The sequence below is a fragment of the Bacillus mesophilum genome (assembly GCF_008923265.1).
Classification (GTDB): domain Bacteria; phylum Bacillota; class Bacilli; order Bacillales; family Cytobacillaceae; genus Cytobacillus; species Cytobacillus mesophilum.
The window spans coordinates 755,514-776,385 of record NZ_WBOT01000001.1; the positions used below are offsets into that span (position 1 = coordinate 755,514).

General features: G+C 37.5%; 23 protein-coding genes. 14 read left to right on the forward strand and 9 right to left on the reverse strand.

Annotation, left to right across the window (positions count from 1 at the left end; genetic code table 11):
* Window positions 1-74: 74 nt before the first annotated feature.
* Together F7732_RS03765 and F7732_RS03770 are read right to left on the reverse strand one after the other, a co-directional pair.
* Window positions 75-1,274 carry a glycosyltransferase family 4 protein gene (locus F7732_RS03765; protein WP_151572309.1) on the reverse strand — a complete coding sequence of 400 codons (1,200 nt, stop codon included), beginning with the start codon at window positions 1,272-1,274 and terminating at the stop codon, window positions 75-77.
* 123 nt (window positions 1,275-1,397) lie between these two features.
* Window positions 1,398-1,838 carry a hypothetical protein gene (locus F7732_RS03770; RefSeq protein WP_151572310.1) on the reverse strand — a complete coding sequence of 147 codons (441 nt, stop codon included), beginning with the start codon at window positions 1,836-1,838 and terminating at the stop codon, window positions 1,398-1,400.
* Window positions 1,839-2,019: 181 nt separating this feature from the next.
* On the opposite strand from F7732_RS03770, the gene F7732_RS03775 reads away from it, so the two are divergent.
* Together F7732_RS03775 and F7732_RS03780 are read left to right on the forward strand one after the other, a co-directional pair.
* Window positions 2,020-2,916 carry an NAD-dependent epimerase/dehydratase family protein gene (locus tag F7732_RS03775; RefSeq protein ID WP_161598832.1) on the forward strand — a complete coding sequence of 299 codons (897 nt, stop codon included), beginning with the start codon at window positions 2,020-2,022 and terminating at the stop codon, window positions 2,914-2,916.
* 101 nt (window positions 2,917-3,017) lie between these two features.
* The gene (locus tag F7732_RS03780; RefSeq protein WP_151572312.1) at window positions 3,018-3,728 is read left to right on the forward strand and encodes a glycosyltransferase family 2 protein; all 711 of its coding nucleotides are present in this window, start codon (window positions 3,018-3,020) and stop codon (window positions 3,726-3,728) included.
* A gap of 171 nt (window positions 3,729-3,899) precedes the next feature.
* On the opposite strand, the gene F7732_RS03785 is transcribed toward F7732_RS03780, so the two are convergent.
* A complete protein-coding gene (locus F7732_RS03785) occupies window positions 3,900-4,976 on the reverse strand; it encodes a glycosyltransferase family 4 protein (protein ID WP_151572313.1) in 1,077 nt (358 codons plus the stop codon).
* 136 nt (window positions 4,977-5,112) lie between these two features.
* Here F7732_RS03785 and F7732_RS03790 point away from each other — a divergent pair, with 136 nt between their 5' ends.
* Window positions 5,113-5,856: a glycosyltransferase family 2 protein gene (locus tag F7732_RS03790; protein WP_161598833.1), complete on the forward strand. Its 744-nt coding sequence runs from the start codon at window positions 5,113-5,115 to the stop codon at window positions 5,854-5,856.
* 26 nt (window positions 5,857-5,882) lie between these two features.
* Here the strand turns inward: F7732_RS03790 and F7732_RS03795 are convergent, their stop codons facing one another.
* The 4 genes from F7732_RS03795 to F7732_RS03810 all read right to left on the reverse strand — a co-directional run bounded on the left by F7732_RS03795 (window position 5,883) and on the right by F7732_RS03810 (window position 9,388).
* A complete protein-coding gene (locus F7732_RS03795) occupies window positions 5,883-6,932 on the reverse strand; it encodes a M42 family metallopeptidase (protein WP_151572315.1) in 1,050 nt (349 codons plus the stop codon).
* A gap of 354 nt (window positions 6,933-7,286) precedes the next feature.
* Complete coding sequence (locus F7732_RS03800) at window positions 7,287-7,472, reverse strand: hypothetical protein (RefSeq protein ID WP_066445754.1); 186 nt, start codon at window positions 7,470-7,472, stop codon at window positions 7,287-7,289.
* Between the two features lie 95 nt (window positions 7,473-7,567).
* A complete protein-coding gene (locus F7732_RS03805; protein ID WP_151572316.1) occupies window positions 7,568-8,179 on the reverse strand; it encodes a YczE/YyaS/YitT family protein in 612 nt (203 codons plus the stop codon).
* Between the two features lie 114 nt (window positions 8,180-8,293).
* Window positions 8,294-9,388, reverse strand: a complete 1,095-nt coding sequence (locus tag F7732_RS03810) for a glycosyltransferase (RefSeq protein WP_151572317.1) — start codon at window positions 9,386-9,388, stop codon at window positions 8,294-8,296.
* A 175-nt stretch (window positions 9,389-9,563) separates the two neighbouring features.
* Between F7732_RS03810 and F7732_RS03815 the strand changes: the two genes are divergently transcribed.
* From F7732_RS03815 to F7732_RS03830, 4 genes are all read left to right on the forward strand, one after another.
* A complete protein-coding gene (locus F7732_RS03815) occupies window positions 9,564-9,947 on the forward strand; it encodes a DUF2642 domain-containing protein (protein WP_066445743.1) in 384 nt (127 codons plus the stop codon).
* A 12-nt stretch (window positions 9,948-9,959) separates the two neighbouring features.
* Window positions 9,960-10,190, forward strand: a complete 231-nt coding sequence (locus tag F7732_RS03820) for a hypothetical protein (protein WP_151572318.1) — start codon at window positions 9,960-9,962, stop codon at window positions 10,188-10,190.
* A gap of 379 nt (window positions 10,191-10,569) precedes the next feature.
* Window positions 10,570-12,483, forward strand: coding sequence for a lipoteichoic acid synthase (gene ltaS / locus F7732_RS03825; RefSeq protein ID WP_151572319.1), 1,914 nt, complete (start codon window positions 10,570-10,572; stop codon window positions 12,481-12,483).
* A gap of 69 nt (window positions 12,484-12,552) precedes the next feature.
* Window positions 12,553-12,786 carry a group-specific protein gene (locus tag F7732_RS03830; RefSeq protein ID WP_066445726.1) on the forward strand — a complete coding sequence of 78 codons (234 nt, stop codon included), beginning with the start codon at window positions 12,553-12,555 and terminating at the stop codon, window positions 12,784-12,786.
* 22 nt (window positions 12,787-12,808) lie between these two features.
* Here F7732_RS03830 and F7732_RS03835 read toward each other — a convergent pair whose 3' ends face one another.
* Window positions 12,809-13,240 (reverse strand): DUF4181 domain-containing protein, encoded by a 432-nt coding sequence (locus tag F7732_RS03835; RefSeq protein ID WP_161598834.1) that lies wholly within the window; start codon window positions 13,238-13,240, stop codon window positions 12,809-12,811.
* Between the two features lie 362 nt (window positions 13,241-13,602).
* Here F7732_RS03835 and sdaAB point away from each other — a divergent pair, with 362 nt between their 5' ends.
* From sdaAB to F7732_RS03850, 3 genes are all read left to right on the forward strand, one after another.
* Window positions 13,603-14,265, forward strand: a complete 663-nt coding sequence (sdaAB, locus tag F7732_RS03840) for an L-serine ammonia-lyase, iron-sulfur-dependent subunit beta (RefSeq protein WP_151572321.1) — start codon at window positions 13,603-13,605, stop codon at window positions 14,263-14,265.
* 34 nt (window positions 14,266-14,299) lie between these two features.
* Window positions 14,300-15,178, forward strand: a complete 879-nt coding sequence (gene sdaAA, locus F7732_RS03845; protein ID WP_066445719.1) for an L-serine ammonia-lyase, iron-sulfur-dependent, subunit alpha — start codon at window positions 14,300-14,302, stop codon at window positions 15,176-15,178.
* A 114-nt stretch (window positions 15,179-15,292) separates the two neighbouring features.
* Window positions 15,293-16,309, forward strand: a complete 1,017-nt coding sequence (locus tag F7732_RS03850) for a S66 family peptidase (RefSeq protein ID WP_151572322.1) — start codon at window positions 15,293-15,295, stop codon at window positions 16,307-16,309.
* Between the two features lie 270 nt (window positions 16,310-16,579).
* Here F7732_RS03850 and thrS read toward each other — a convergent pair whose 3' ends face one another.
* The gene (gene thrS / locus F7732_RS03855; protein ID WP_151572323.1) at window positions 16,580-17,770 is read right to left on the reverse strand and encodes a threonine--tRNA ligase; all 1,191 of its coding nucleotides are present in this window, start codon (window positions 17,768-17,770) and stop codon (window positions 16,580-16,582) included.
* A 668-nt stretch (window positions 17,771-18,438) separates the two neighbouring features.
* Between thrS and F7732_RS03860 the strand changes: the two genes are divergently transcribed.
* The 4 genes from F7732_RS03860 (at window position 18,439) to F7732_RS03875 (ending at window position 20,869) form a co-directional block, all read left to right on the forward strand.
* A complete protein-coding gene (locus F7732_RS03860) occupies window positions 18,439-18,903 on the forward strand; it encodes a GNAT family N-acetyltransferase (RefSeq protein WP_151572324.1) in 465 nt (154 codons plus the stop codon).
* Between the two features lie 536 nt (window positions 18,904-19,439).
* Entirely contained in the window at window positions 19,440-19,697 is a 258-nt protein-coding gene (locus F7732_RS03865) for a hypothetical protein (protein ID WP_151572325.1), read from the forward strand.
* Between the two features lie 120 nt (window positions 19,698-19,817).
* Complete coding sequence (locus F7732_RS03870; protein ID WP_151572326.1) at window positions 19,818-20,345, forward strand: DinB family protein; 528 nt, start codon at window positions 19,818-19,820, stop codon at window positions 20,343-20,345.
* Between the two features lie 11 nt (window positions 20,346-20,356).
* Window positions 20,357-20,869, forward strand: a complete 513-nt coding sequence (locus F7732_RS03875; protein WP_151572327.1) for a GNAT family N-acetyltransferase — start codon at window positions 20,357-20,359, stop codon at window positions 20,867-20,869.
* Window positions 20,870-20,872 lie beyond the last annotated feature (3 nt).

Consider the following 20,872-nt stretch of genomic DNA (forward strand, 5'->3'; position numbering starts at 1 on the left):
CAGTATATGTCTTCCCTTGATAATTGGAGTGGGAGAGAGACCTAATGTTGAGGAAAACAGGCAGCCATAAAAGCTTATTTATGTGCAGCCTCAATTGCTTCAGTATACAGGCTTAGCAAATCCTCTGCTTCTGCTTCAGGATCCCAATGCTGATTGGCCCATTCCTGCGCACGGATTCCAACATTATTTCTGTAGTCATCATGCTCTAATAGATATGCGATATGTTCACATAATGCTTCAGCATTTGCAGGTGGTACTAATACTCCGGTCATACCATGCTCCATCATTTCCGGCACACCGCCAACCTCACTCGCAATGACCGCCGTTCCGCTAATTTGTGCTTCAATGATCGAAAGCGGCTGGTTATCAAGGAGTGAAGGATGTATTAATAAATCTGCCTGTGATAAGAGAGAGGGTATATCCGCTCTATTTCCTATAAATTGAATGACATCTCCTAAATTCATCTTCGAAACACGCTGTTTATATTCTTCACTCTGTGGACCATCACCGGCAATCCAGCAAATCCAATCGTTTCGCATTGGTTTTAAATCATTTAATGCTTGAATTAAATAAGGAACTCCTTTAAAATCATTTAGCCTCCCGCTATATAAAATCAACTTTTTATCTAAGGGTTTTATTAGTTGAGAGGGTATTAGCTGCATTTCTTTGAATCTTTCAATATCATAGCCATAATGGCGTTTCTTTACCTGTTTCGTATCCACTCCATACTCGCTGCAGAGTTTTGAGATCATCCATTGATTGGCCAAAACTGTTTTATAAGCAGCGGATGCACCATTATGTTCTAATTGGTCAAGGTATTGGCTGGCAAGTATGGATACCCGATCTTGTTTGCCGTGATAGAAACTTTTTTTGATTTCCTCGGCAACACAGCCATGCAATGTAGCAATATGGGCTGATTTTGATGGTTTAATTTGGCCAAATACATAGGATGAAAGAACATCTTGAGTGTGGATTAAATCAAATTGTTCAAGTTCCATCTGTTTCATTGCCTCTCTATAAAAGTCGATTTGATTTTCATAAAACGCAACGATAGGATCAATATAATGATGAACCGGTTTTGGAATAAAGCTCAATTCTGTTTTCTTAATGACTCTGCCGCTTGAAATAAAACAAATATGGTTGGCCTTTTTGCCATACCCTCCTATTTCAACTTCATGTCCCCTGTATTCCAGCTTCTTTTTTAATTGATTCATATAATTCCATACACCGCCAAGATGGGGGATTTCCCAAAAAGTAGCTAACAAAATCTTCAAGTTAAGCACTCCTTTTCTAAATTCTTTAATATGGTATGTTTACTTCCGGCAGGAATGTAGGCTATGTAGACTTTAAAAATAAAAGGAGCAAGCAAATGAAGCTTACTCCTATATACCAAATGCTTAGTTAGAATATGCTGCGGCGCTGAATGATTCTGGCCCTACCCTTGTTGGTGCAATAGCTACTCCGCCAGGAATACTAATATAAGCCTGATAAACTAAGAAATTATCTGGCGCAGGCGGGTTAAAATCTGCTCCGCTTAATGAGATAACAGTTCTGGAAGCAACACCTAAACCAGCGACAGCCAGAGTTGGTGCAGCTGAGTAAACAAGTGTACTTACTCCACCTGAAACACGATAAATTTGGATTGTAATTGGCTGCAGTAAAGATAGTAAGGATGTTACTGTTGCCGTAAAAGCAAATTCCACACGAATGGGTCCAGATGCTCCAGCAGTATTTAATCCAAGTGAACCAAAAAGCGCAGGGGTTGTTGTAACTGGAATGGAAATAGAGTCACTAAAGCTTGCATTTTGTGAGGTTTGCGCATCTAAAAAAGTTCCCATTTCTATTCACCTCCTTTTGTACATGCTTTATCTTATGTATACAGCAGCAATTGGTTTGGACAGGTGTAATACCTTTATTGATTTTCAAATCCTTTCCGATCAGCCCTCAACACCCGAAGAAAGCTGCATATTCTGGTAAAAAAGTCATGAAAGGATATGTAGAATGCAAAAGGAGCGAGGAATGACAAAAAAGGCAAAGAAAACCATTCTCATTACTGGTGGAAATGGTTTTACTGGCAGACATGCCTGTCGTTACTTTGCCGGTCAAGGATTTCACGTAATCAGTGTAGTGAGAAGTGCAGGTATAGAAAATCATGACATTCAGACAGAAATTTGTGAGCTAACAAATGCGGAAGAGACGAGTAAATTAATACAGCGGGTTAAGCCTGAATATATCTTGCATTTGGCCGGTCAGAGCAATGCTGGGGAATCGTGGAGTCAGCCCATTTCATATATGGAATCAAATGTAATGGCAACGTTATTCTTATTAGAGGCTATCCGGATACATGCACCAAGCTGTAAGGTCGTCATAACTGGGTCAATACTGCAATATCCATTGAAAGAAAGCATTCTGCCTCCTCATCCGTATAGCTTAAGCAAAACACTGCAGATCTTTGCTTCAAAATCTTGGGCAAATTATTTTGATTTGAATATTGTCATCGCTAAGCCGACCAATTTAATTGGACCAGGACCTTCTACTGGGGTTTGTTCCATTCTTGCAAAACGGGTCGCAGAATTCGAAAAAACGGGAAAAAATGATGTATTAACCAATATGGATCTGCAGGCAAAGAGAGTGTTTTTGGATGTTAGAGATGCGATCCGGGCTTACCACCAGTTATTCTTAATTGGAGGACAAGGAAAGGAATATGACGTTTCGTTTGGTACAGAAGCAACAGTAGGTGAGGCTGCAAGTATTTTATCATCATTGGCTGCTGTGAAGTTTTTTGTTCCTGAAGGAGTTCATGAAGAAAAATTATCTTCACTTACTAGAACTGGGAGCAAAGAATTTAATTGTACAAGCACCATACCGTTAGAACAATCACTTGCAGATACTTTGGATTATTTCCGAAATTTATAGAAGAGATAAACTGTTGTCCCTTACAAATAATACACGTTTGCATATGACTATTATAAAAAAGGGATAAACAAAGGTATCCTATATAGAGAAAGGGGAAGCAGATGGGTCCAAAGGTTTCTATTATTATGCCATTTTACAATTGCGCATTTATTGATCAAGCCATTCAAAGTGCATTGAATCAAACATATTATAATATTGAAATTATTGTAGTTGATGATGGATCTACACAGCATACAGAAAAAATAATTCCGTTTCTGGATCGTATTCGTTATTTTAAAAAAGAAAATGGCGGTACAGCAACCGCTTTAAATCATGGAATTGCTGAAGCGACTGGGAGCTATGTGGCATGGCTTAGCTCTGATGATTATTTTCTGCCAGAAAAAATTGAAAAACAACTAGCGTTTATGCTGGAACGAAATGCTAAAGCGAGTTTTACAAATTATGATTGTGTGGATGAAAATAATCAGGTTATAACACAGTTTACGGGAATGAGATTTCAGAATACAAAACAAGTGGCTGAATCCTATCTGAAGTATAATACGATTAATGGATGTACAGTTCTAATTGATCGGAACGAGCTTAATATATTTGGGAGCTTTAATCCGATTTTCCGATACACACATGATTATGAAATGTGGATTAAAATGCTCGCATACGGAGTAGAATTTCATTACTTGGATGAAAGTTTAACTAAATTTAGGCAGCATCAGGAATCCGGAACAGTTAAACATCAAGACCAAATGCTTGCAGAAATGCAGGTCATTGAACAAACATACCGTCCAATTTTAATGAATAGACTAAAAGACTTATAGGAAATGAAGAAATATCACTTTCAAATTCAACGTGGACTGTTTTTATAAATATGAATAGCTAACCCAGATGCAGACCATTTCATACCTAAATTGGCCTGCATTTTTATCTCCACAAAATAAAAAGCAGACTTAATCAGGTCTGCTTTTTATTTTAATTAAAAACTCAATCTATTAAACTTTAAGTCCGAGTGATGATAGCATCTGACAGAAGTTTTCTGCATAAATCTTTCTGTTAAAATGTTCTTTGACAAATTCAAAACCATTCATGCGAATGCGGTCACGTAATACGGTATTGCTCATTAAATCTTTCGCTTCTCTTACTGCTTCTGCAATGTTTCCAATTGTATAATATTTGCCAGTTACATTATGAATAATCGACGTTCTAACCCCATCAGAGTCAGTTGTAAGCACTGGACAGCAGCAGCTTAGTGCTTCAAGAGGTGAAAAAGGTGCACCTTCAACTTTAGAAGTCATACAATAAAATCCACCAGAATCCCCAATTCTTGAAAAGTGCTCTTTCATCTCGTTGTTTGGTACATTTTCATATATGTTTAGCACCTCTTCCAGCTGGAGGCGCTTAACCATTTTTTCAAATGCCTTCCGTTCTTCAGGTGTGCTTAGGGACGGATCTTCATACATATTAACCTGCAGACGATTTCCAATTAAACGATGAAGCTGAGAGGAAATCAATAAAAACTCGCGCCAATTTTTGTTGTCTTCAATTCTGCCAATCCATGCAATAATGGGTCTGTTGCTTACTTGACCAGGCACATAGGAAAAGTTCTCCGTATCGAAGCAGTTATTAAAGCTGAATTGTGGAATTTCAGGGAAAATTTCATTCATAAGATCCACAATATGGGGCGTTTTCGGATTTAAAAGTCCATCGCAATACTGACGGACTTCTTCTTGATAACGTAAAAAGAATTCTCTTGCTCTTGCCTTAGGTCCATAGCCTTGTATTTCAATAATTTTTTTTCCTTGAAATCCGAGTGAATCCAGTCGCTGTAATGCAGTGAAGTCAGAAACAATGACCGCCGCATCATACTTTCCGTTATCTAAGATCCTTTTAATTTCAGTATCGTCGTCTGTTATATAAACAGGAGCTCCGTGGTCGTTTAAGTAGTGTCTTTTGTTTGTATAATACAAGAATTCTGCCTGTATTCCTTTTTCCTTTAATGCAACGCTTCTTTGTCTATTTAAAGTATCAATGCCTCCGCTTGGCACATAAAACATAAATAATATCTTCACAATAACCCTCCTACTAATTCTCTTCTCCTTTATAAGTATGCAAAATGCTTATTTTTGTTTGGACAAATATACTCACTTTTGCAACACAGCATCATATGATAAAGCACGAATAACTAGAAAAGGAGGAGAAGGGAATATGCCGGAAATTTCAGTAATTGTCCCGTTTTACAATTGTGTTTATATCCAGTATGCATTAGACTCACTTATTCATCAGACTGAACGTGACTTTGAAATCATTCTTATCGATGACGGTTCCACTGCCTATCAAGAATTGCTGGAGCCTTATGATAAACAGATACGCTATATCAGAAAGGAGAATGGGGGTACGGCTACAGCATTAAACACAGGAATTCAGCATGCAAGCGGAAAATACTTTACATGGCTGAGCTCAGATGATTTATATGCACCAACAAAGCTTTCCAAACAAAAAGAATTCATGGAAAATCAACAGGCTGATATTTGTTATACGTCGGCAGGTTTGATTGGCAAAACGCATACCATACAAAAGGATCTTTTTCAGAAACAATTTACAAATGAACAGCAATTTCTAAAAGAATTGAACCAGAGATGCATCATTCATGGAAATGCAGTGATGATGAATATGGAGGTAATTTCAAAAATAGGGGCATTTAATGAAGAGTTCCGCTATACGCATGATTATGAAATGTGGCTACGAGCAGCGCTACAATATCCTTTTCATCATGTAAACGAAATCCTTGTTTATTACCGAATTCATGAAAAGATGGGCACGAATCAGCATAAAGAAGAGATTATTCAAGAGTTAAAAAAACTGCGGTGGGCATATAAGGGGAAGTATCGAAAGAAATTAAGCAGCAAGTCAAAAGAATCAGATACACTAAAAGACCGTTTTGAACAATAATCAGTGTTCAAAACGGCCATCTTTCCTTAAAGAATCATTTCCGATTGCACATAATGATACAGCAGTTTCGCTGTGTTTTCGATTGACTTTTCATGTGTACGTTCGAAAGCATGTGAAGAATCAATTCCTGGACCAATAAGGCCGTGTACAATATCATGTCCTGATCGGATAGCTGCTGATGCATCTGATCCGTAAAAAGGATAGATATCTAGCTTATAACCAATGTTATGCTCCTGTGCAAGCTTAACCAGGTTTTTACGAAGCTGGTAATGATATGGTCCGCTTGCATCTTTCACACAGATGGAGACCGTGTATTCATCGGTTGATTGGCCATCACCCATCGCACCCATATCCACAGCAAGGTATTCAGCTGTTTCTGGTGTAATGTTTGAGTTGCCTCCGTACCCAATTTCTTCATTATTAGAGATGAGAATATGAGTAGTGTATGGAAGTTCAATCTTTTCAGTTTGAATGTGTTTAATAAGCTGAAGCAAAATCGCCACACTTGCCTTATCATCAAGGTGTCTAGATTTAATATAGCCTGAAGATGTCGTTTGCACACGAGGATCAAACGAAACAAAATCCCCAACTTCAATTCCTAAAGCACGGACTTGATCTGCATTATGTACTTCCTCGTCAATACGAACTTCCATGTTATCCTGATTTCTTTCTGCTTTCCCCGCATCTTTATATACATGAACAGATGTTTGGTGCATCAGAATTGTTCCGCTGTATTTCTTGCCAGAAGATGTTTCTATTTCGCAATATTCACCTTCAATGGAATTGTAGCGAAACCCGCCGATCAGATCCAGCTTCAAACGGCCGCTCGGCTTAATTTCCTTCACAATTGCACCAAGTGTATCAACATGCGCTGTCAGCATGCGATGGTTCTGATCGTCTTTGCCAGGGAGGGTTGCAATTAACCCGCCTTTGCGATTTCTTTTGGTAACAACATTTAATTCATGTAAAAATTTTTCAACAAACCCTATGACCTCATTTGTATTTCCGGATGGACTTGGGATAGATACTAAGTCTACTAAAGTAGAGATGGTATCTTTTACATGTGGATACGTCATAATAAATCTCCTCTCAAAAACAATCTACACCTCATTATAAAGGAGAAAGGTGAAACTTGAAATGGTTAGGGACTCAAAGTATTTTTGATTAAGGCTCTTTTCTGAGCATTGTTGTTTTAATAATCTTTTTTAAGAGGCGTTTTATAATATATCTGTTGATTGAAAGGGAAGAGTGCGAGACTACTGCGGGACGAGTGGGGAGCTGAGACCCCGCCGGAAGCGCGTACTCTGAAGTGGAAATCCTTGAATAATTGTGTAAAAGTAACAAAGCTTACGAAAAATATGTATTATTTCATTCCACAGCAAATCGAGAACAGAAAAAAAGAGCCAGTTCCCCAGCTCTTCTGTCTATAACTATTTGTTGATTAATGCTTTTACAGCAAGATATAGTAATGCGATGGAGAATACAATAATCGCAATTCCGCCTACGATTCCAAAAAATTGCGCAATCCCTGCCGTGATGACTGCTGAAGTTGGAAGATTGGTTAATGCAAAGCCAGCTAGAATTGCTGCCAAATACAAAAGGGCCAATTGATACATATGATCGCCTCCTTCCCCTATACCATATATATGTTAAGAAGATAGAAGACGATTGGACACGAGCCCGCATATGTGTGATGACCTCAAATTTACAATTATCTTTTTACATCCTGCCACTTTAGAAGCAGATGTTCAAATCTTGGATAAAAGAATTGAACAACAAACCCTAATGTTAAGGTAACAACAATGGTACCGACCCCGATGGCACCTTTAAATAAAATCGCTAAAAGCAGCGCAAAGCTTTCACTTAAAATACGTGAATTGCGAAGATTAAAACCAAATCTTGATTGAATGGCTACCATTATAGTATCCATTGGACTTGCTGGGAACTTCGCCTGTAAGTATATGGATACACCAATTCCTGTCACGATGATTCCTGCAACAAGCACAAACCATTTTAAAAGAGTGGTTGCTGGAAGCAGATGTTCAAAAGCAATCAAAAGCCAAAAATCAATCATCAGTCCAATTACTAAAATGGATAAGGCTGCAAGAAACTCAGGTTTTTTCTTCATTAAAAAGGCATTCAAAAAAATCAAGACTATTCCATTTATAAATACACAAGTACCTACAGTGATCTTAAAAAGATTCGACTGGCCGACAGCTAGAGCGTCCCATGGAGAAGCACCAAGCTGAGATTTAATGATGAGTGAAACGCCCATTGTTAATAGTATTAGCCCAATTACATAAAAATTAAAGCGAACTTTCATTTATGCTTAATCCCCTTGTCAGTGTTTTGTAGTGTAAGCGTTTATATTACCATCATTTCTGCTCGACTGCGATTTTTTTAAATAGTATAGGATATCTGACAAATCAAGATGACATCAGCTATAAGCCTCAATATGCAGCTGTGCTGCATGAACGATAGAATAATCTCTTATCACTGCTTCTCTTAGCAGCTGAACTTCAGTAAATTCTTCGTTCCTAAGATCTATTAAGCTTTGAATTAATAAGTCTTTTCCATTTGCCTGTACAGCAAAATGATCCCCAAAATGAGCCATTTTAGCTTCTTCCCAGTTCTCAACTTTAACAGCACCAAAAAACCCTTTATTTCCTGCTGCAATCACTTTTTTTTCACAAAGCAATGCCTCTAAAGCTGTACGGCCAGTACCGATTATACAATTGCTCATGCCATAGTATGCCCGTAAGTTGGTCTGACTTCCAATTGTTCTAATAAAAGTTTCTTTTCTATTGAGATTATACTGCCTTGCCGCATCATTTAATTGATGAATTTTTTTTCCTTCACCAGCAATGACTAACTGCAGATCTGGCATTGTTGTATTTTTTAAATGATTGACAGCTTGAATAAGCTGCAGGCAAATATCAGCCTTAATCCACTCCATGCGACTTGCATAAAAAATGACAAAATGATCCAGCGGAATTTCATGTACCGCCTTAAATGACTCTGAATAATCCGGGAAGAATTCAGTTTCATCAATCCCATTGAGGATTAAGAGCAATTTTTCTGGATATTGACTTATTAGCTGTGAGTATACATACGGACTAACTGCAATTAGCTTCTCCGCATAATCTGCAATATGTTTCAATTCATGATCGTGAGAATAAAGACCATGCACTGTGTATAGAAAACGGATATTAAGTGCAGCTGATATCCGAGCCGCAATCATTCCGGAATAGACTTGGTGAGCATGTACTATCGTAATCCCTTCTGCCTGAATAATTTCTTCAAGTTTTTGTTCTGTTTTGTGTTTCTGTCCAGCGGTCGGAGTAAAGGTAGCAGGAAAGTCTATTGGATAAAAAGGAATGGCATATTGATGCAGTGCAGACAGTTTAGAGCCTTCCCGGCCAGCGATTATGATGTGATAGCCTCTTGCCTGTAAAGCTTTCGAGAGACTTATTACATGAGTGATCGTTCCATTTGCGCCTAGATGATCGACTACCATTAATATTTTTTCCATTATATATCACCTCTTACAACAGTAATATTCATAAACAGGGATAAAGTAGACTTGTTAATTTATCTTGTAGTGAATATGTGTAAAAAAGGCGAATTACACAGGAGACTCGTCCATTCTTTTTTCTAATCTCTTCATACACTGATATAGACAAAAGAAGAAGGGAGTGCATTATATAATGCGAATTGATTTAGAAGATATCACTGCAATTCCTAGCCGTTTTGGTTTGGGATTTGTGACAGAGTTATTAAATTCTATGTTAGGAGTGAATCCTGGCAAAAAGCATCATCATGATCATAAGAAGCCAGGGCACTGTGAAAATGGGGGAGGTCGACCAGGACCAGTATTCCCGCCAGCACCTATTTTGCCGCCTACACCTCGTCCAGGAATTGATGATGAGTTAGAAGAATTATTAGGCAGACAAGTTCAAGTCAATACAAATGGTGGTCAAGTTGGTGGAATTTTAGCCGTTGTACGCCGAGATTATCTTGTTTTAAATAATGGTACAGATTTCCTATTAGTACCAACTGATAACATGCAAGGTGTCGTAACAATCGATTAAGGAGGGAAAAGAATGTTTAGCGCAAGTTTCATTGAACAGTTATCACGTTATGTAGGCAGAGAAGTTGAAATTGTTACTGGAGAATATGGTTACTACGAAGGAATTCTAATTGAGATTGTTTCAAACGATTTTGTCAGAGTATCTGAAGTAGTACCAGGCTACGAGACTGCTGCTGCAACTCGCCAATCAATTATACCGGTAGATGCAATTGCTTATATCCGCGTTTCTTCATTACCAGTATAATGAATGAAAAGTCAAGTATTAATGTAAGAGATCCTTTAATTCCCTCGCTTCTTAGAAGCGGGGGATTTATTTTGATTGAACTTCCTGATAGTTATCTTATAAACTTGTATAAAAAAAGCAGAATCTGCTTTTAAATTAATAACAGTTTAAAAAGAATTTACAAAATACTCTTCAAAGATTTTTTTTTAGGAATGATTGTGATATATTATGTTCATATTTCTTTCGAACAGGGAAGTAAAAGGTATAATCATTTTTTTCCTTTAAGCTTGCCGTATTGGCAAGTTTTCTTTATGACATATTGATTGAATTAGAGATTGGGGAAATGAATCTAGTTAATTTAGGTGCAGTCCCAAATCTCATTAGATCTGAGGAGAATTACATGAAAACTTATTTTAAACAGGGAAGCATACTCTTTTTCTTCATAATCGCAGTCTTACTTTGGCTGAAGACTTATTCGGCATACTTAATTGAATTCCGGCTTGGCATAGAAAATGGATTACAGCAATTTTTGCTCTTTTTAAACCCATTAAGTTCGAGTTTATTTTTCTTAGGAATAGCCCTGTTTTTTAAAGGGAAAATACAACAAGTACTTCTAGTTGTCATTCAATTGTTAATGTCCATCCTGCTGTATGCTAATGTAGTATATTATCGCTTTTTTGATGATTTTATTACCATACCGGTTATTATGCAGACTAAAACGAATGCCGGACAGCTTGGAAACAGTGCGTTTTCATTAATGACCCCATATGATATTCTCTATTTTGCAGATACGGTTTTGTTAATTCTGTTTTTAGTAAAAAAGTGGTACAAACCATCTCTTATATCCAACAGAAAACCCGCACTGATTATCATGTCAGCAGCCATAGCTCTTTTTATGCTTAACTTAGGTTTAGCTGAAAAAGACCGGCCTGATCTTTTAACAAGATCATTTGATCGTAATTATTTAGTAAAGTATTTAGGCACTTATAATTTTTCTATTTATGATGTTGTACAAAATGTAAAATCAGCTGGCCAGCGCGCCATGGCAGATACGAATGATATTACTGAAGTTGAAAACTATATTAAAGCCAATAAAGTCGCACCTAATCCTGAATATTTCGGTGTGGCCAAAGGTAAGAATGTTATCTATATTTCGATGGAATCGCTGCAGACCTTCCTTATTAATTATGAATTAAATGGGGAGGAAGTGACTCCATTTCTAAATTCTCTTGCTGACACTGGGGAAGCTTTTTATTTTGATCATATCTACAATCAGACAGGTCAAGGGAAAACCTCTGATGCTGAGTTTATAATGGATAATGCTCTTTACCCAATGGCTCAGGGAGCTGTATATGTAAATAAAGCTCAAAATACGTTTCAGTCAGCACCAGCAATATTGAAAGCAAAGGGATATACATCTGCAGTATTTCATGGGAATTATAAAACGTTTTGGAACCGTAATGAAATGTATAAAAGTATGGGCATTGATCGTTTTTATGATGCTGAATATTATAGTATGAAAGAAGAAGATACGAAAAATTACGGATTGAAAGATAAACCATTCTTTAAAGAATCAATGCCTATGCTGGAAGAACTTCCGCAGCCGTTTTATACAAGATTTATTACCTTATCTAATCATTTTCCATTTGAAATGGATGATGGGGATACAGATTTCCCTCCTGCTGAGACAGAAGATAAAATTGTCAATCAGTACTTCCAGTCTGCACACTATATGGATGCCGCATTAGAACAATTCTTTCAAGACTTAAAATCGTCCGATTTATATGATGATACAGTTGTAGTATTATATGGCGATCATTACGGGATTTCTGAAAATCATAATGAGGCGATGGCTGAAATCATTGGAAAAGAAGTGACTCCGTTTGAGTATGCCCAGCTGCAGAGAGTACCAGTTTTCATTCATGTTCCTGGTGTGGAAGGCGGTCTGATTCAATCGTATGGCGGACAGCTGGATATTCGTGCAACGGTACTGCATCTTTTAGGCCTCAGCACAAAAGAATACTTGGACTTTGGTTCTGATTTATTATCGAAGGAGCATAATGAAATCATTCCTTTGCGAAATGGAGATTTTGTCTCTCCAGATGTCACGATGATTGGTGAAAAAATGTATGATAGCCAAACAGGTGAGCTTGTGGAAGATCCTGATGATTATGCCCATTTGGCTGCAAAAGCGCGCAAAGAGCTTGAAATGTCTGACCAGCTGCTTTATAAAGATCTGCTGCGCTTTTATAAACCTGCTGGCTTTGAATCCATCAATAGGGAAGACTATCAGTATGTAAAAGATGAGGATTAGAAAAGCTAAAAACAGGGTATGAACCGAAGAAGAAATAGATTGTCCGAATGGATCAAGGAGGAAGCAAATATGAGTGAATGCAATGTAGATCATAGTGTTGAGGATGTAAAGGGAAAACTTCATCAGCAAAAACAGCATCTTCCAGAAGGCATGACGGAAAGACTTCTGCAATTTATGGAACAAGATCATACACAGGAAATATTAAATGAAATTTTTCACCTTTTGAAAAAATATGACTTGGCTGATGAAAAGGAAAAAACAGCCAGAAACAAACGATTTCAAATTTTGTTAGCTAATTTGTAACCACAGCAAAGCTGTGGTTTTTTTATAATAATCCAAAGAAATCAGTTAAATATAAGCTAACACATAACACAATAATAAGAAAAATTTGGCTGATTGTACTGAGATATTGCCTTGGATGATGTGCATGCTTCTTCTCCATAACTGCTCTTGCTGTCTCGGCGGATAAAACTAATAAGAATAAGATGGTCCAAGGTGCTATGTACCAAAGGCGATCATCAAAGCCTCTCATACTATTAATGATAAAACCTAATATCATGCCCGCAATTCCCAATCCGCGAATGAACCAGTCAATTTTTCTATGTGTTTCATTAACATAGCCAGCACTTCTAAATAAGTTTCGCTTTTCGAGTTTGAACCATTTCCTCATAATTATTTCTATTAAAATCATGAATATCAAAAAGGCTGCCACAAGTAGTACTGTCTTTAACAGGAAAATACCATCTAATCCGTACATGTAAGATCTCCTCTTTAAATGGTTTTTACAGTTATAGTACATTTTTACCTTATTATACCACCATCGGAGTATGGCGTGTTAAATAAAAGGTAAATATTCATCACACAATGATAAGTTCCGATTAAAAATATATGAAGATGTTTCTTTTTGTGATAAGATGATTTAGGTGTGATACAGCAACAAAGAAAACGTTTTCAAAAAAACTTAATTTTATTCGTTTGCCAAGCTATTTATTACGATGAGTAAACATCTATATTTCATTCATTGCTATGCAGAATAACTGTTGAACATAAAACTTCACAGGAAAATATATTATGATAAGCGTGTACAAAATGGTACGGTACAGTTGAGGAGGGTTTTACATGAAATACAGATCAGCGTTTGATATAATCGGTCCGGTCATGATCGGTCCTTCCAGTTCTCATACAGCCGGAGCAGCAAGAATTGGCCGAGTGGCGCGGACTTTATTTGCAAGACAGCCTAAAAAAGCAGAGATTCTGCTTTACGGCTCTTTTGCGAAGACCTATAAGGGACATGGTACTGATGTGGCGATTGTTGGCGGTATTTTAGATTTTGATACATTTGATGAACGGATCCCCACGTCGCTTCAACTAGCAGAGGAAGCAGGGATGGAAGTCACTTTTTCCGTTGAAGAAGCTGTCCCTGATCATCCAAATACTGTACGGATTAAATTGTCTGATGATGAAAAGGATTTAGAGCTAGTTGGGATTTCTATCGGCGGAGGCACCATTGAAATTACGGAGCTGAACAGCTTCCAGCTTAAGCTATCTGGTGAACATCCAGCGATCTTAGTTGTGCACAATGACCAGTTTGGCGTAATTTCATCGGTTACTCATATATTAGCTCAACATGAAATTAATATTGGGCATATGGAAGTTTCCCGTAAAGAAAAAGGGAAAATGGCTTTAATGGTTATTGAGGTCGATCAAAAAATCGCTCAGGATTTAATAGAGGACATCGAAAAGCTTCATCATGTGACACAGGTTATTCGAATGGTTGAATAGATGGAACATGCGGTCATAAAGGAGGAATTACATCATGTTATTTAAAAACGTAGCTGAGCTGGTTGAACTCGCTGAAAAAGAAGGGGTTAAAACAGCTGAAATAATGATCCGTCAGGAAATTGAAGTAACAGGTCTTTCAAGAGAGGACATTATCGCTAAAATGGATCGAAATTTAACGGTAATGGAGCAAGCGGTCGAGAGAGGGTTAAATGGTGTCACGTCAGTTTCCGGTTTAACAGGCGGAGATGCCGTGCTGCTGCAAAAATATATTAAGTCAGGCAAAGCATTATCGGGGCATACGCTTTTAGACGCGGTCAGCAAAGCGGTTGCAACGAACGAAGTAAATGCCGCTATGGGCACCATTTGTGCTACACCAACTGCCGGTTCAGCAGGCGTTGTTCCAGGTACTCTTTTTGCAGTGAAAGAAGTGTTGAACCCTACACGAATGGAAATGATTGAGTACTTATTTACTTCTGCTGCCTTTGGTTTTGTTGTAGCAAATAATGCTTCGATTTCCGGTGCTGCTGGAGGATGTCAGGCTGAAGTTGGTTCAGCAAGCGGAATGGCTGCTGCCTCAATCGTTGAAATGGCTGGCGGTTCTCCAAAGCAAGCAGCCGAAGCAATGGCGATCACGTTAAAGAATATGCTTGGACTTGTATGTGATCCTGTTGCAGGCTTAGTTGAAGTTCCATGTGTTAAACGGAATGCAATGGGTGCATCCAATGCTATGACAGCTGCTGATATGGCATTAGCAGGCATTACTAGCCGTATCCCTTGTGATGAGGTGATTGGTGCCATGTTCCTAATTGGCCAATCCATGCCATCCGCTCTGAGAGAAACGGCAGAAGGCGGGCTGGCAGCAACGCCGACAGGCAAACGGCTTGAAGCTGAGATATTTGGAAAAAAACAATAATACTTTAAAGTTCTCCTCATTGATGGAGAACTTTTTTTATTAAAACCATTTGAAAATGATGTTAATAATGGTATGTTATTCAAAACAAAAAATGATTTGAGGGGGTATAATTGTATGATTACATATCCAATATTTCATAATCAGGCGGAGCTTGCGGTTACAGCACCTTCCTCAGGTGTACCTCAACCAATGCATTACTTACTGCACCAATCAATCCAAAAGATGAAGGAAAAGGGTTATCATGTTCAAACGGGTGAAACTGCCTGGACACAAGAAAATGCAAAATCTGCTTCTGCAAAAAAGCGTGCAGACGAACTTAATAAGATGCTGAGCGATCCATCCATTCAGCTCATTTTTCCTCCTTGGGGCGGGGAACTTCTATTAGAAGTGATTGAGCTTATCGATTATGAAAAAATTCTTCCTAAATGGATTCTTGGTTATTCTGATATAAGTCTGCTTTTGTTTGTCATAACGGTGAAAACGGGGATCGCAACTGCACATGGCACCAATTTAATCGATCTGAGAGGTACATCTACAGACGATGTGACAGCAAAGTGGGAAGAAACACTTTTAACGAAAAAAGGAGAGCGTATTGATCAATACTCCTCCATTCATTATCAGAAAAGCTGGATGCATGATAATCCAAGTCCAGAAGTCTTTCATTTAACAGAAAAAACAGAATGGAAAGCAGTTGACGATAAAAAAGAGTTAACCATGAAAGGAAGAATGCTCGGAGGCTGTATAGACGTAATTAGACATGTCATTGGCACGCCATATGGAGATATTCGCCAATTCCAAAATCATTATTTACAAGGGGAGAGTATCCTTTGGTATTTTGAAAACTGTGAAATGAACACCGTTGATTTACGAAGAACTTTTATCCAAATGAAGCTCGCCGGGTGGTTCAAAAATGCTTCGGGGATTGTTTTTGGTCGAAGCAGTGCGAATGAAACTGTAGACGGCTATTCAATTGCAGATTTTTATAAGGACTTAAAAGAAGATGTTCAGCTCCCAATCATATATGATATAGATTGCGGACATGTTCCGCCTCAGATGACTTTTGTAAATGGAGCAAGAGCAGAAATTACTTTGCAAAATGGAGAAGCGAAGTTATCTCAAGCTTTTTTATAAACTTTTTTAAAGCTTTCCATATTCTTAACAGGGTTTCCATATAAATGTTCAACGTAACTCCTTACATTTTCTTCTCATTATTATCATTTGTATCTGTTTTAAAGCAATAGTAGAAAAGCACACACCAGACGATTAACAATAGGCCAACTATGCATACGATAAAGTAGATTGTATTAATAATATGCTCATAAATCCAGGTCCACATTTAAGACACTCCGCTCATTGAAAAAGATAATGTTATTATTTCCAATGAGCGGAAAACTATCCTGTTTATCTCCAGTTTCCTGCATTTTTGACTAACTTTATAAATTGATCTATTTCTAGCAGATCTTGTTTTTGTTCACCGCGCATCCGGATTGTCAATTTGCCGCTGCTCTGTTCCTGATCGCCTATAATCAGCATATATGGCACTTTTAACAATGATGCTTCGCGGATTTTCAAGCCCATTTTTTCTGAGCGGTTATCAAATTCTGCCCTTATGCCATTTTTCTTTAGAAGGTCATATATATATTTGGCATATGGGAGATGGGCATCTGCAACATTTAATACTTTTACCTGTACAGGTGCAAGCCAAGACGGAAAAGCACCGTCATAATGCTCCACTAAAATACCGAGAAACCGTTCAAGTGAACCGTATATGGCTCGGTGAATGATAATCGGCCGATGCATTTTTTGATCATTGCCCATATACTGGCAATTAAACACTTCACCCATTTGAAAATCCAGCTGTACCGTTCCGCATTGCCAGCTTCTGCCGTGGTTATCTAAAATATGAAAATCAATTTTCGGACCATAAAAGGCACCGTCACCTTCATTAAGAGCAAAAGGAACATCATTTTGATGCAGAACATTTTTTAAAGCAGTCTCCGCATCATTCCAGCTTTCAAGTGAACCCATGTACTCATCTGGCCGTGTAGAAAGCTCAATTTTATAATCAAAGCCAAATCTCTTATAAAAGATATCAATCATTTTTAACACTTTGCGAATTTCATCTTCAATTTGATCCTCTCTTACAAATAAATGGGCATCATCTTGTGTAAAAGAGCGTACCCGAAGCAACCCGTTTAAGCTCCCGGATCGCTCATGGCGATGAACAAGTCCGAGTTCTGCAAAGCGGATCGGCAGTTCTTTATAGCTGCGAAGTTTATGATTAAAGATTTTTATTGCTCCAGGACAGTTCATTGGCTTTAATGCATAGCGTTGCTCATCTACTTCAGCGAAATACATATTTTCGTGATAATGCTGCCAATGGCCGGAACGTTCCCATATTTGCTGCTTCATCAAAAGCGGAGTTTTAATTTCCTCATAACCTGAAATTTCATGTTCTTCTCGCCAAAACCTTTCTAACTCATTGCGAATAGCCATTCCTTTTGGCAAATAAAAGGGCATTCCAGGAGCTTCTTCATCAGTCATAAATAATTCAAGCAAACTTCCTAATTTTTGATGATTATCTTTTTGCATTTTGATTAGCCTCCATCTTTTATAAAATAAAAAAGACCATACTCTCCTCTGCACAAGGGACGAGTATGGTCGTGGTTCCACCCAATTTTCACAGCAAAATAGCTATGCTTCATTCAATAACGGTTTCCCGGTTATGGTTTCATATAAGAAAAAAAATTCCCCATAACAGCTCAGCAGGCGGTAAGTTCAATCATTTTCTTCGAAGCTTCCAGCCATGGCTTCGTTCTCTAGTAAAGAAATTATGGATTGAATTCATATCCTCATCAACGCATCTATATATAAATTTTTTTAAAAACATACAAAAAGACCGTACTCTTCCTCCTAAAAGGGACGAGTACGGTCGTGGTTCCACCCAAATTCCACAGCAAAAGCAGCTGTGCTTCATTTCATAACGGTATCCCGGTTATGGTTTCACAAAAATGATGATTCCCCATAACAGCTCAGGAGGCGGTAAATCTTCTTTATTCTCTCGAGGCTTCCAGCCATTGACCTCGTTCTCTGTTTAAGAAAATTGAAAAAGATTCATGTCCTCATCAACGCTTTAATTATTGATTTTTTTTGTATTATATGACGAAGAGGAAAACTTTGTCAATAGTAGTTTTGTGACAGTATTTATGTAAAGATTAGTATAGGTTCATTAGATTAACATTATTTAGGAGGGTGTTAGAATGGAAATCAAACAACTAGCCGTCAATGATGCGGCACCGATGGATTTACTGCTGCTTGCAGATCCTTCACAGGAAATGATTTTATCTTACTTGCGAAGAGGTATTTGCTATATAGTGAAATGGGAGCATGAAACAGTCGGTGTATATGTGCTGCTCGAAACGCGTCCGCATACGGCTGAAATTGTTAATATTGCCGTGGCTGCAGCACATCAGGGGAAAGGAATAGGAAAAACATTAATTTTACACGCTATAAGATTGGCAAAAAAACTTGGATATTATACTTTAGAAATTGGCACAGGCAATTCAAGTATTCATCAGCTGGCACTCTATCAAAAGTGCGGATTTAGATTAAATTATATACAGCATAATTATTTTAGTAAGCATTATAAAGAAAAGATTATGGAGAACGGTATTCACTGTGTTGATATGATTCGATTGACAATGGAACTTAATGAAATATCGTAATATATACCTTTAATGAAATATCATCCAAAGTAGGTTTTATTTTTTAAAAAGTATATTTTGGTTTATAATTTATGCCTGAGTATTTCGGGGTGATAACGCTCATCCATTATTTACATATTTATCTGAGCAGAAACCTTTTGATGGATTTAACTTAAATCATCCGGTCTCTAAATTGTTGATGTCTATTCTGAATACTCGCTATCCCCACTATTTAGCAGGAGATTCAATTAAGTGGAATTTTACAAAGTTTTTGATAGATCGTAAGGGCAATGTCATTGAACGATATGAATCAACGGCTGAACCGTATGAAATGGAACCTGCTATTGAAGGATTACTTGAAGAAGCAGCTATATAAAGTACAAGAAGGGATTGTTTATGCCTTTCTTTTTGAGACGAATAGCATTTAAATTGTAAAGGGCCAATACGGCTCTTTTTTTCGTTTACCCCAAAAGCGGAGAGCTTGCACAAGTACTATTTACCAAAGTGTTACGTTTGGGTTAATATGGAAGAGGATAAGCGAGAGGATGTGTGATGAGTTGAAGACGATTATTCTATCAATTGTTTTTTCATTTGTTATTCATTTCATTTATATAATTGGTAATATAATAGCGGGATATATCAAAACAAAATATTACAAACCAGATATTGAGAAAATGTGGAACAATCCTCAACCAATCCCCAATGAAGTAGCTTTCGGCGGAGCAGTTTCACCCTTCTTCTATGTATTTACCTTTATCGCGGCAGCAATTATTTGCGGCTTAATAATCTTTTCTTACAAAAAATTGTTGAGTTAAACAACTGGGAATGTTTTATGTGAACCTTTCTGCTCGCTGCTATATTTTAGATTCTTATATATTCAAGTATCTATTTATACATAAACGAAAATATAATAGTTGAAAGATGGGGGAAGATTTATGAATTTTAAATTTGATGAAGCCATTGAGATATTAGAAAGAACACCAAATATGTTAGATGTTTTTTTAACTGGAATAAGCGATCAATGGACGAATTGTAACGAAGGTCATGACACATGGAATGTAAAAGAAGTCATTCTTCATTTAATTGAAGGTGAGCAATCCAATTGGATTCCGCGGCTGCGGTTTATTATCAAGGAAGGAGATAAAAAGGCGTTTCCAGCATTTGACCGCTTTGCTCATTTACACAACCAAAGCACTACAGTAGAACAAGCTTTAATCTTTCTTAAAAGGCTAAGACAAGAAAATATAAAAATCTTAAAAGAACTGATTTCTTCTGAAGAACTGCTAGAACAAACTGGCTACCACCCTGCCTTCGGAACAGTAAAAGTACGTGAGCTTATTTCAACCTGGGCAGTTCATGATTTAACTCATATTACGCAAATAGCTAGAATTATGGCTGAAAGATATCGAACAGATGTAGGACCATGGGTTGAATATTTAGGCGTTTTAAAAACGGATAAATAAAGGAGAAGCTTATGAAAATTAGAAAAGCAGTCATAGAAGATGCCCCGGCGATCGCCAGAATTCATGTAGATAGCTGGCGTGAAACATATAACGGAATTGTACCGAAAGCCTACCTGGAAGCTCTCTCATATGAAAACAGAGAAAAGCTGTGGAATAATATGATTCCGAATACTGCAGTTTATGTTGCACAAAACGAGCACGGGGAAATTGTTGGATTTGCCAACTGCGGAAACGAAAGGACAGCCAAGTATAAAGGATATCATGGAGAAATATATACACTATATTTACTAAAAAAAGAACACGGAAAAGGAATTGGAAAGTCTCTTTTTAAACATTGTATAAATGCCTTGAGCCAAAAGGGCATAAATTCTTTCATGCTTTTTGTTTTAGCCGATAATCCTACAGTAACTTTTTACGAAAAACTCGGTGGAGAGGAGTTGGATCGCGTAAACATAGAAATAGGAGGAGAAACTTTAGAAGAAATCGCATTTGGTTTTGATGTAATTAAGATAACAGACAAATAAGTT